Origin of the sequence: Actinoplanes rectilineatus, from assembly GCF_000962825.1 — a bacterium.
Classification (GTDB): domain Bacteria; phylum Actinomycetota; class Actinomycetes; order Mycobacteriales; family Micromonosporaceae; genus Actinoplanes; species Actinoplanes rectilineatus.
This window is the reverse complement of the sequence record NZ_JZKF01000100.1, coordinates 22032-32002: the sequence shown is the minus strand read 5'-3', so window position 1 is coordinate 32002 and position 9971 is coordinate 22032. Positions and strand designations below refer to the sequence as shown.

Here is a 9971-nt window from a genome sequence, read left to right as displayed (position 1 = left end):
GGGCAGGGGTTCGCGTTCGAGGGCGCCGAGGAGGCGGGCGAGGACGGCCGCTCGGGCGCCGGGTAGGGCGTCGTCGTAGCGGCTGAGCAGGTCCGGGCGGAGTCCGGCGAGGTCGGCGCGGGTGCGTGCGGGATCGGGCACGGTTTCATTGTCGCCGGGGGCGGGGTGGATGCGGGGCCGGGTGCTGGTGGGGCGAGCGACGCCACAGTGGCGGGTCGGCGTGTCGTTTCGCCGCGCCCGGGGACGCGATAGGTTCTCGTATCCGTTGTTCGTGGGGAGGGACGTGCTCGTGGAGACCGACGTCGTCATCGTGGGTGCCGGCCTGGCCGGGCTGGCTGCCGCGCACGAGTTGTCCGCCGCCGGGAAACGGGTGGTGCTGCTCGATCAGGAGAACGCGGCGAATCTGGGTGGTCAGGCGTGGTGGTCGTTCGGTGGGCTGTTCTTCGTCGGCAGTCCCGAGCAGAGGCGGGCCCGTGTCCGGGACAGTGTCGAGCTGGCCTGGGGTGACTGGCAGTCCAGTGCCGGGTTCGACCGGTTGGGTGATGAGGATGCGTGGGCGGTCAGGTGGGCGCGGGCGTACGTCGAGTTCGCGGCGGGGGAGAAGCGGTCCTGGCTGGCGTCGCTGGGGATGAGCTGGTTGCCGTTCGCGGGCTGGGCCGAGCGCGGTGACCTGCGTGCTGACGGGCACGGCAATTCGGTGCCGCGGTTCCATGTCACGTGGGGTACCGGGACCGGGGTGGTGGCGCCGTTCGTGGAGTCGGCGTTGCGGGCGTCGGAGGCGGGGCTGTTGCAGTTGCGGTTCCGGCACCGGGCGGACGCGCTGATCGTGGAGGGCGGCACGGTCGTGGGTGTGCGGGGCAGTGTGCTGGCGCCGGACGACGCGGCGCGGGGTGTGTCGTCGAACCGGGAGGTCACCGGTGACTTCGAGATCCGGGCGCAGGCGGTGGTCGTGACGTCCGGGGGGATCGGGGCGAACCATGACCTGATCCGTGAATTCTGGCCTTCCCGGCTCGGCACGGCGCCGCAGTCGATGGTGACGGGTGTTCCGGCGTATGTGGACGGGCGGATGCTGGGTATCGCCGAGTCGGCGGGGGCGCGGTTGGTCAACCGGGACCGGATGTGGCATTACACCGAGGGTGTGCGGAACTGGAATCCGGTCTGGCCGGGGCACGGGATCCGGATCCTGTCGGCGCCGTCGCCGTTGTGGCTGGACGCGCGGGGCCGGCGGTTGCCCGCGCCGTTCTTCCCCAGCTACGACACGCTGGGCACGTTGAGGTACCTGCGGACGACGCCGGAGATCGCCGGGTACGACCATTCGTGGTTCGTGCTGACGCAGCGGATCATCGAGAAGGAGTTCGCGCTGTCCGGGTCGGAGCAGAACCCGGACGTGACGGCGAAGGACCGTAAGGCGTTCACCCGGGAGCGGCTGTTCGGCAGGGGTGCGCCGGCCCCGGTGGAGGCGTTCAAGGATCACGGGGCGGATTTCGTGGTGGCGGCGGGTCTGGACGAGCTGGTTGCGGGGATGAACAAGCTGACTGCGGAGCCGTTGCTGGACGCGGCGCTGGTCCGGGCGCAGGTGGAGGCCCGGGACCGGCAGGTGGCCAACGCGGTCAGCAAGGACGCCCAGATTCAGGGCATCCACAATTCCCGGCGTTATCTGGGTGACCGGATCGGCCGGACGGTGGCGCCGCACCGGCTGCTGGATGCGGCGGCGGGCCCGTTGATCGGGGTGAAGCTGCACACGCTGACCCGTAAGACCCTCGGCGGTATCCAGACGGACCTGGACTCGCGGGCGTTGACGGCGTCGGGTGAGGTGCTGCCCGGGTTGTATGCGGCGGGCGAGGTGGCCGGGTTCGGCGGTGGTGGGGTGCACGGGTACAACGCCCTCGAAGGCACGTTCCTGGGCGGTTGCCTGTTCAGTGGCCGGGCTGCCGGCCGGCACGCGGCGCGCAGTCTCTGAGGGCTGAACACCCGCGGATCAGCGGCGAACCCGGGCATCGACGGCGGTGCGTGGTGGGCGATGATCTCGGGCATGATTGCGCTGATCGTCTGTCTTCTGGCGGGCATGTTCCTCATCGGGGCCGGGGTGGCCCAGGGCGTCCGGGTCCGGCGGCTGGGCCGTGACGGCCGGCGGGTGCAGGGCGCGGTGGTCCGGGTCGAGCGGTCCCGTGACGGCAAGTCGCTGTACTCCCCGGTGATCTCGTATCCGGATGAGTCCGGTCGGCATCACGAGTTCACCGTCGGGTTGAAGGCGTTCCGGTCCCTGCACGGGCTCGGCGCGCAGGTGCCGGTGCTGCATCTGCCGCACCGGCCGGACACCGCCTGGCTGAACTCGGTCCGGCACAACGTGCTGATGATCGGGGTGCCGCCGCTGATCGGTGTGCTCTTCATCGGGGCCGGGATCCTGTTCGCGTCGTGAACCCCGGGTGATATGCCACCCGGGTTCCGCTTCGGCACCGGCAGCCCGGGCGGCGGGGGCCGAACAGGCAGTTGATCAAAGGTCTAGCCTGCGCCGATGCGTTTCACAGCAGCAATCGTCATCGGTACCGCCGCCGCGTTCGCCCTCACCGGATGCGGGGGCACGGACACCACCACGGAGGCCGCCCCGGCCACGACCGCCCCGGCGGCGAGCGTTCCGTCGAGTGCCCCCGCGACCACGACCGCGACCACGGCCACCAGCGCCGCCGCCGCGGCGGACACCCCCGAGGCCGCGTCGTGCAGCGTCGCGTACCGGATCACGAATGTCCGGGGTGTCCCGAAGCCGACGGTTGCCCAGGCCGAGACGATCGTCGCCGCGGCGGAAGGTGTCACGGACAGTGCCATCGTCGCCGAACGGGACAAGATCGTCGACCGGATCGAAGAATACGAGGACCTCGGCGGGGCGAAGGGCAAACACGCGCCCCACTACCTGGGGCGGGTGCAGGGCGCGGTGGTCAGCTACACCTCGGCGTGCTCCCTGGGCCACTACATCGACCTGCTCGCCGAGGACGCCTACGAGGCCGCGAACGGCTGAGGCAGCAGAGTCGCCTCCACGGCCGGGTCCAGGCCGACCGGCGGACGGTCGGCGCGGGTCGGCAGGTCGGCGGGCTGGGCCGACAGCCACTCCCACGTGTCGGCGACCGTGTCCTGGACGGGACGGCACCGCAACCCCAGGCCGAGTGCCCGGCTGACGTCGCCGGTGTGCAGGAACGTGTGGTCGGGGCCGGGCGGCAACCAGATCGGCAGCTGCGTCCACGGTTCTATCCCGGCGTCGAGGATCACCTGCGGGTCGGTCCAGTGCAGCCGGGCCCGGCCGCCGGTCACCGCGGCCGCCACCGTCAACAACTCACCCATGGTGGTGTGACCGGGGGCGCTGACCGTGTTGACCGGCCCGGACACCCCGGCCGCCGCTGCGTCCAGCACGAAGGTCGCCAGGTCGCGGGCGTCGACGTACTGCAGGGGCAGATCCTGCGGGCCGGGCGCCAGGACCGGCCCGCCGCGGTGCAGGCGGCGCAGCCACCAGGGCAGCCGGCCGACGTCCTCGTGCGGGCCGAGGATCAGCCCGGCCCGGGCCAGCAGCACCGGGCCGGCGAACGCCGCCGTCCCCTGCTCGCCGCGCAGCTTGTCACCGGCGTACCCGGGATCGCCCACGTCCACCAGCGGCGCCTCTTCAGTCAGGATCAAACCCGTCGTGGGGTACGCGTAAACCGACCGCGACGACACGTAGGTGTAATGCCCGGCCCGTCCCCGTAGCAGCCGGGCCGCGGTCCGGACCGGTTGCGCCTGCGCCGACCACGTGTCGACCACCGCGTCCCAGGTGCCGCCGGGGACCGTGAAGCCGGGGTCCCGCCGGTCGGCGACCACCGTGTGCACACCCGGGACCGGCTCCCGGGCGCCCCGGTTGACGACGGTCACCGTGTCGCCGCGGGCCACCGCCTCGGACGCGACCGCACGGCCGACGAACCCACTTCCCCCGAGCACCAGAATCCGCATGCCGGACAGCCTGCCCCGCCCCGGGCCGCCGGGCACAGGGCGCTCTGCCGTCGGCAGATTCAGCTGTCGGCGCGATCAGTCCCCGGTGAGTGTTTCCGATCATTGCCCCGGTCTGGGCCCGGCTTGCCGAACCGCATGCCGTCGAAGATCCTCACCACGGAAGATCCGTCTCGACAGGGGAGCGTCACCGCATGGACAACGCCGGGAACGTACGGGTGTCGATCGACGACCGGGGCGTCGCGACCGTCGAGTTGACGCGGCCGCGGGCCGGTAACGCCATCACCCTGGAGATGGCGCAGGAGCTGGGGCGGGCCGCGGAGAAGGTGGCCGGCGCCCGGGTGGTCGTGCTGCGCGCCGCGGGCCGTTTCTTCTGCGTGGGCGGCGACCTGCCCTCCTTCGCCGCCGCCGAGGGAACCGCCGTTGCCGAAGCCGCCGTTGCCGAGCCCGCCGTCGGGAAAGCCGCGGCCGACGAGCTCGCCGCTGCGGAGGAGACGGCGGCGCGGGTGGCGGCGACCGCGCAGGCCCTGCACGTGGCGGTCCGTGCGTTCGCCGCCGGGGACGCGCCGGTCATCGCCCGGGTGCAGGGTGTCGCCGCCGGCGCCGGGTTGTCCCTGGTCGCGGGCGCTGACGTCGTGGTGGCGTCGGAGCAGGCCGCGTTCGTGTTCGCGTACGCGGCGGCCGGGTTGTCCCCGGACGGCGGTGCGTCCTGGTTCCTGCCCCGCCGTATCGGTGCGCAGCGGGCGTTCGAGCTGGCGTTGACGAACCGGCGGCTCGACGCGGCCACCGCCCGGCAGTGGGGCCTGGTGACCCGGGTCGTGGACGGCGAACAGCTCGACGATGCTGTGCAGGAGTACGCCGACGCGGCCCTGCGGTCGTCGACCGGCTCGCTCGGGGCGGTCAAGCGGCTGCTCGCCGCGAGCACGGCGGCGTCGCTGGACGGCCAGCTCGACAGTGAGGTGGCCGAGCTGGCCGCACGCGCGGGTTCCCCGGACGGCCGGGAGGGCATCGCCGCCGTCGTCGCCAGACGCCGCCCGGTGTTCCCCGCGAACTGACCGGCCGCGGCGGCCGGCGACACCGGCGACGGCAGCAGCGACCAGTGGCCCTGTCGTCGGCCCGGACGACGCCCGTCTGACAGGGCCGGGCTGTCAGACGGTCAGCGGTCGCCGAGGTACGCGGTGATCGCTTCGACGACCAGGGCGTGATCGTCGGCCTGGGGCAGCCCGGAGACCGTGACGGCGCCGATCACGCCGGCGCCGCTCACGCGTACCGGAAAAGAACCGCCGTGCGCGGCGTAGAGGGCGGGGTCGACGCCCAGTTCGGGTCCCAGGGTGGTCCCGCGGGCGGCGAGGCGGCGCCCGACCAGGTACGACGACGCGCCGTAGCGTTCGACGACGCGGACCTTGCGCTGGATCCAGGTGTCGTTGTCGGCGGTGGCGCCGGGCAGGGCGGCGTGGAACAGCTGCTGGGTGCCGCGGCGGATGTCGATGGCGACCGGCAGGCGGCGTTCGGTGGCCAGGCGCACCAGCAGGGAGCCGAGTTCCCAGGCGTCGGCCTCGTCGAAGCGGGGGAACACGAGGTGGTGTTCCTGCTGTTCGACGGAGGTGATCAGGGCGGTCAGGTCGTCGTCGCTCATGATCTGATTGTGAACTGGTCCCAGCCGAGGCGGACGATCAGGGCGAGGACCACGACCAGCAGCACGATGCGGACGAATCCGGCGCCGCGGTGGAGGGCCATCCGGGCGCCGAGGACCGCGCCGGCGATGTTGCAGACGGCCATGCCGAGGCCGATCAGCCAGGCGACGTTGCCGGTGGCGGCGAAGACGATCAGGGCGCCGAGGTTGGTGGCCGTGTTGACGATTTTGGCCATGGCGGAGCCGTGTACGAAGTCGGCGCCGACGATGGTGGTGAACGCCAGGACGAGGAAGGTGCCGGTGCCGGGGCCGATCAGTCCGTCGTAGGTGGCGACGCCGGCGCCGGCGACCGCGACGGCGAGGCCGCGGCGCCACGGTGTGCGTTTCTCGGTGTGTTCGCGCAGGCCCATCTGGGGGCGCACGGTGACGAACACGGCGACGGCGATCAGCACGGCCAGGACCACCGGGCGGTACGCGGACGCGGGGATCGCCCCGGCCAGGGCCGCGCCGCAGCCGGCGCAGAGCATCGCCAGTGCCGCGGCCGGGCCGGCCACCGCCCAGTCTATCGTCGTGCGGCGCGCGTACGTGAACGCCGCGGTGCTGGTTCCGCAGATGGCCGCGAGTTTGTTCGTGCCCAGTGCTGTCGCCAGGGGCAGGTGGGGGGCGGCGAGCAGCAGGGCGGGCAGCAGCAGCAGGCCGCCGCCGCCGACGACCGCGTCGACCCAGCCGGCCATCGCGGCCGCCACCAGCAGAGTCGCGATCATTTCTTGCGGGCCTTCTGCAGCCAGATCCCGAGCATCGCTCCGGCGACGAACAGCGTCGCGGCGCAACACACCGCCTTGACAAACATCCACCACTCCGTTGGCTAGGGTCGGCTCGTGCGCCTGGCCACTTTCAACCTGTTGCACGGCCGATCATTGTCGGACGGCACCGTACACGCCGGCCGGATCTCGGCCGCCATTGCCGACCTGGATGCCGACGTGCTGGGATTGCAGGAGGTCGACCGGGCCCAGCCCCGCAGCGGCGGCCTGGACCTGACCGTTCTTGCGGCGGACGCGCTGGGTGCGGGGTCGCACCGGTTCGCCGCGGCGGTGGTCGGCACCCCCGGGCAGGTGTGGGAGCCGTGGCATGCCGGCGCGGACCTGGCCCACCCGCAGTACGGGATCGCCCTGGTCAGCCGGTACCCGGTGCGACGGTGGCAGATCACGCAGTTGCCGGGTGCGCCGGTGCGGTCCCCGGTGTACGTGCCGCAGGGCCGGGTGCTGTTGCTGCGGGACGAGCCGCGGGTGTTGCTGGCCGCGGTGCTGGAGACCCCGGGCGGTCTGGTGACGGTGGCCACGACGCATCTGTCGTTCGTGCCGGGCTGGAATGTGCGGCAGTTGCGGCATGCGGTCCGGGCGTTGCGGGCGTTGCCCGCCCCGCGGGTGCTGCTCGGTGACCTGAACATGCCGGCGGGGCCGGTGCGGGCGTTCACCGGCTGGCGGTCTCTGGGGCGGGCGGCGACGTTTCCCAGCCCGGCGCCGCGGACCCAGCTCGACCATGTCCTCGTCGAGCCGCGGGGTGCTGCCGGGCTGGGCCGGGTGCTGCAGGTGCGTGCCCCGCACGTCCCGGTGTCGGATCACCGTCCGCTGGTGGTGCGGCTCGACCGCAGGTAGACGTCTTCCAGGCCGTCCTGCGGGTCCCACTGCTCGCCGATCTTCTTGAAGCCGAATCCGGCGATGGTGGCGCGTGAGCCGGTGTTGTCCGGGCGGATGCTGGCGCGGACGGCGGTGACCTGCGGGTCGGCGTCGGCGCGTTCCAGCAGGGCGGCGAGCATGGCGCGGGCGTAGCCGCGGCGGCGGTGGGCCGGGTCGACGGAGTAGGCGACCTCGACGATGCCGTCGTCGTCGGGCGGGCCGTGGAAGCCGCCGTGGCCGACGACGATCCCGTCGGGTTCGGCGACCGCGGCGCGGGCGATCCAGTCGGCGGCCCGCGGGTCACGGGTGATGTCGTCGAGGCGTACCCGCCACAGCCAGTTCTCGTCGACGAGGTAGCGGCTCAGCGGGTGCCCGGCCGCGGCGCCGGCGGCGGGCAGGTCGCCGGCGATCAGGGCGGTCAGCGCGGCGGGGGAGAGCGTCACGAATCGGATGGACGGCATGCCGGGAATGATCACACAGGGTGGTGATCCACAGCACTGGTCGGTTGTGCACAACTGAATTGCGGGCTACTGTTCTGGTCATGCGAAAGGATGTACGGGAGAGCACCGCGCTGGACGACATGATCTGCTTCCAGCTCTACGCGGCCAGTCGCGGGATGACCGCGATCTACCGGCCGCTGCTCGACCCGCACGGCCTGACCTACCCGCAATACCTGGTCCTGCGCGTCCTCTGGCACGACGGGCCCACCACGGTCCGTGACCTCGGGCACACCCTGCGGCTCGACAGTGGCACCCTGTCGCCGCTGCTCAAACGCCTCGAAACACAGGGCCACCTGCGCCGCGAACGGCAGACCCACGACGAACGCGTCGTCACGGTCCACCTCACCGCCACCGGGGTCGCCCTGCGCGAGCAGATCGGCGACCTCACCCGGCAACTGGTCTGCGCCACCGGGCTCACCCTCGACGAGCTCGCCCAGCTCAACCACCTGCTGTCCCGCGCCCGCGGCACAGCCACCCTTCCCCCGAAAGGCTGACACCATGAGCGCCCTCTACACGGCCTCCGCCACCGCCACCGGCGACGGCCGCAGCGGACACGTCCGCTCCAGCGACGGTGTTCTCGACTTCGACCTGGTCATGCCGAAGGAACTGGGCGGCCCCGGCGGCGCCTTCACCAACCCCGAGCAGCTGTTCGCCGCCGGCTACGCCGCCTGCTTCCACAGCGCCCTCAAGCGGGTCGCCGGCATGCAGAAGATCACCCTCACCGACACCGCGATCACCGTCGACGTCGGCATCGGCCCGAACACCGCCGGCACCGGCTTCCAGCTCAACGCCGCCATCGAGGTCGAGCTGCCCGGCGTGGACGAGGCCACCGCCACCGCCCTGCTCGAGGCCGCCCACCAGGTCTGCCCGTACTCCAACGCCACCCGCGGCAACATCGAGGTCAAACTGGCCGTCGCCTGACGGTCACACCGCCGGCGCCGGGCCCCGTCACGGGCCCGGCGCCGCCGCTCATCGCAGCGCCGCCGCCAACTGCTCGGCGTTGCGCTTGTCCACCAGGGGAAACGTCAACGCCACCCCGTCACCGGCCGCCCCGAACGCGATCCGCAGATGACTCACCACCCCGAACGACGCCTCCGCCAGCGACACCTGCTCACGCGGCACCTGACCCAGGAACGTCTCACCGGGCCCACCCAGGAACGTCTGCGTCAAAAAGATCATCCGCTGGTCGGTCAGCACGACGAACTGCTTGCTCGTCGACGTCAGCGCCGCACCCAGCGCCCCGGCACCGGCAGCCGCCGCACTCAACCGGCTCGACGCGAACCGGCCCACCACCGCACGGGCCGCCGCCAGCGGCGTCTCACCCGCCGACAACATCGGCGCGACCTGTGCCAACGCCCGATCCTGAAGCTTGCCCCGCAACGCGTGCCTCCCCCTCGCAGATAGTGACCGCCTCCGATGCTAGCGACTGGTGTGACTCACCCGCTCGCGACAGGCCCCGCCGCCATGGGTTACCGTGCTGCCCCTGATCACGGGTCGGTAACGGGGAAAGGCGGCACCAGAATGGCCGAGATGGCGGCATACGAACGACGGCGCTTCGACGCGGTCGGCTCGGCGGCGATCGTGCTCACCGTCGACGCGGTGGTCCTGCTCGGCATCACCCTCGTCGGACTGCCGTTCCTGATCTTCCTGCTCGCCGACGAGACCGAGACCACCGGCCGGCTCGCCCCCCTGGCCGCCGGACTGGCCGCCACCGCGATCCTCGGAGCCGTCAGCACCCTCGCCGCGGTCCGGTTCACGTCCCGCGAGGCGTACTCGCTGCGCCGCCTCGGCACCACCGCCGTCGTGGGCACCGCGGCCGCCGCAGCCGTACTGGTCGCCACCTCGGTCACGTCGATGCCCCTGGCCGCGGCCCTCGCCGCCCTGTTCGTCGCCGCGAACCTGGCAGCCGCACCGGTCCTGGCCCGGCACACGCCCGCCGTCGCCGCACAGGAGGCCGAGGAGGCCGACATCCTCGACTTCGAGCCGACGCCGGATCCGGATGCCGAGCCGGATGCCGAGCCGATTGTCGAGGCCGCGGAGCCCGTGGAGACGTCCGTGGATGAAGCCGCGCCGCCGGTCCCGGTGGCCGCCACCGTGCCGCGCCGCCGCAGGAACCAGGCCGCGCTGCACACCATGGCCGGGCTGCGCCTGCCGCGCCGCGCCCACCGCTGACCCCGGCCTTCTCCAGGGTAC

At 72.5% G+C, this 9971-nt stretch carries 13 protein-coding genes; 8 read left to right on the top strand and 5 right to left on the bottom strand.

Features of this window, described 5'->3' with window-relative positions:
• The first annotated feature begins 289 nt into the window (after positions 1 to 289).
• The 3 genes from WH85_RS40335 to WH85_RS40325 all read left to right on the top strand — a co-directional run bounded on the left by WH85_RS40335 (position 290) and on the right by WH85_RS40325 (position 3013).
• Positions 290 to 1960: an FAD-binding dehydrogenase gene (locus tag WH85_RS40335; RefSeq protein WP_045747446.1), complete on the top strand. Its 1671-nt coding sequence runs from the start codon at positions 290 to 292 to the stop codon at positions 1958 to 1960.
• Positions 1961 to 2032: 72 nt separating this feature from the next.
• The gene (locus WH85_RS40330) at positions 2033 to 2419 is read left to right on the top strand and encodes a DUF3592 domain-containing protein (RefSeq protein WP_045747438.1); all 387 of its coding nucleotides are present in this window, start codon (positions 2033 to 2035) and stop codon (positions 2417 to 2419) included.
• A 96-nt stretch (positions 2420 to 2515) separates the two neighbouring features.
• Positions 2516 to 3013 carry a hypothetical protein gene (locus WH85_RS40325; RefSeq protein WP_045747437.1) on the top strand — a complete coding sequence of 166 codons (498 nt, stop codon included), beginning with the start codon at positions 2516 to 2518 and terminating at the stop codon, positions 3011 to 3013.
• On the opposite strand, the gene WH85_RS40320 is transcribed toward WH85_RS40325, so the two are convergent.
• Positions 2992 to 3972, bottom strand: coding sequence for an NAD-dependent epimerase/dehydratase family protein (locus WH85_RS40320; RefSeq protein WP_045747436.1), 981 nt, complete (start codon positions 3970 to 3972; stop codon positions 2992 to 2994). The genes WH85_RS40325 and WH85_RS40320 overlap by 22 nt on opposite strands.
• Before the next feature lie 191 nt (positions 3973 to 4163).
• Here WH85_RS40320 and WH85_RS40315 point away from each other — a divergent pair, with 191 nt between their 5' ends.
• Positions 4164 to 5024 (top strand): enoyl-CoA hydratase/isomerase family protein, encoded by an 861-nt coding sequence (locus WH85_RS40315; RefSeq protein ID WP_045747435.1) that lies wholly within the window; start codon positions 4164 to 4166, stop codon positions 5022 to 5024.
• 101 nt (positions 5025 to 5125) lie between these two features.
• Here the strand turns inward: WH85_RS40315 and WH85_RS40310 are convergent, their stop codons facing one another.
• Together WH85_RS40310 and WH85_RS40305 are read right to left on the bottom strand one after the other, a co-directional pair.
• On the bottom strand, positions 5126 to 5605 hold the full coding sequence (locus tag WH85_RS40310) for a heme-degrading domain-containing protein (protein ID WP_045747434.1): 480 nt from the start codon (positions 5603 to 5605) through the stop codon (positions 5126 to 5128).
• Positions 5602 to 6366, bottom strand: coding sequence for a sulfite exporter TauE/SafE family protein (locus tag WH85_RS40305; protein ID WP_045747433.1), 765 nt, complete (start codon positions 6364 to 6366; stop codon positions 5602 to 5604). The genes WH85_RS40310 and WH85_RS40305 overlap by 4 nt, the downstream gene beginning before the upstream one ends.
• 114 nt (positions 6367 to 6480) lie before the next feature.
• Here WH85_RS40305 and WH85_RS40300 point away from each other — a divergent pair, with 114 nt between their 5' ends.
• Positions 6481 to 7257, top strand: a complete 777-nt coding sequence (locus WH85_RS40300) for an endonuclease/exonuclease/phosphatase family protein (RefSeq protein ID WP_045747432.1) — start codon at positions 6481 to 6483, stop codon at positions 7255 to 7257.
• Here the strand turns inward: WH85_RS40300 and WH85_RS40295 are convergent.
• The gene (locus tag WH85_RS40295) at positions 7221 to 7739 is read right to left on the bottom strand and encodes a GNAT family N-acetyltransferase (RefSeq protein ID WP_045747431.1); all 519 of its coding nucleotides are present in this window, start codon (positions 7737 to 7739) and stop codon (positions 7221 to 7223) included. The genes WH85_RS40300 and WH85_RS40295 overlap by 37 nt on opposite strands.
• A gap of 80 nt (positions 7740 to 7819) precedes the next feature.
• Between WH85_RS40295 and WH85_RS40290 the strand changes: the two genes are divergently transcribed.
• A complete protein-coding gene (locus tag WH85_RS40290; protein ID WP_063775597.1) occupies positions 7820 to 8272 on the top strand; it encodes a MarR family winged helix-turn-helix transcriptional regulator in 453 nt (150 codons plus the stop codon).
• Positions 8273 to 8276: 4 nt separating this feature from the next.
• On the top strand, positions 8277 to 8699 hold the full coding sequence (locus WH85_RS40285) for an organic hydroperoxide resistance protein (RefSeq protein ID WP_045747430.1): 423 nt from the start codon (positions 8277 to 8279) through the stop codon (positions 8697 to 8699).
• Positions 8700 to 8747: 48 nt separating this feature from the next.
• On the opposite strand, the gene WH85_RS40280 is transcribed toward WH85_RS40285, so the two are convergent.
• A complete protein-coding gene (locus tag WH85_RS40280; RefSeq protein WP_157411527.1) occupies positions 8748 to 9131 on the bottom strand; it encodes a hypothetical protein in 384 nt (127 codons plus the stop codon).
• Between the two features lie 177 nt (positions 9132 to 9308).
• Here WH85_RS40280 and WH85_RS40275 point away from each other — a divergent pair, with 177 nt between their 5' ends.
• Complete coding sequence (locus tag WH85_RS40275; protein WP_157411526.1) at positions 9309 to 9950, top strand: hypothetical protein; 642 nt, start codon at positions 9309 to 9311, stop codon at positions 9948 to 9950.
• Positions 9951 to 9971 lie beyond the last annotated feature (21 nt).

Bases quoted from the DNA above. Each gene is read 5' to 3' on its own strand.
- WH85_RS40285 (WP_045747430.1), top strand. From the start codon at position 8,277: ATGAGCGCCCTCTACACGGCCTCCGCCACCGCCACCGGCGACGGCCGC.
- WH85_RS40295 (WP_045747431.1), bottom strand. From the start codon at position 7,739: ATGCCGTCCATCCGATTCGTGACGCTCTCCCCCGCCGCGCTGACCGCC.
- WH85_RS40275 (WP_157411526.1), top strand. From the start codon at position 9,309: ATGGCGGCATACGAACGACGGCGCTTCGACGCGGTCGGCTCGGCGGCG.
- WH85_RS40330 (WP_045747438.1), top strand. From the start codon at position 2,033: ATGATTGCGCTGATCGTCTGTCTTCTGGCGGGCATGTTCCTCATCGGG.
- WH85_RS40290 (WP_063775597.1), top strand. From the start codon at position 7,820: ATGCGAAAGGATGTACGGGAGAGCACCGCGCTGGACGACATGATCTGC.
- WH85_RS40320 (WP_045747436.1), bottom strand. From the start codon at position 3,972: ATGCGGATTCTGGTGCTCGGGGGAAGTGGGTTCGTCGGCCGTGCGGTC.
- WH85_RS40325 (WP_045747437.1), top strand. From the start codon at position 2,516: ATGCGTTTCACAGCAGCAATCGTCATCGGTACCGCCGCCGCGTTCGCC.
- WH85_RS40310 (WP_045747434.1), bottom strand. From the start codon at position 5,605: ATGAGCGACGACGACCTGACCGCCCTGATCACCTCCGTCGAACAGCAG.
- WH85_RS40315 (WP_045747435.1), top strand. From the start codon at position 4,164: ATGGACAACGCCGGGAACGTACGGGTGTCGATCGACGACCGGGGCGTC.
- WH85_RS40305 (WP_045747433.1), bottom strand. From the start codon at position 6,366: ATGATCGCGACTCTGCTGGTGGCGGCCGCGATGGCCGGCTGGGTCGAC.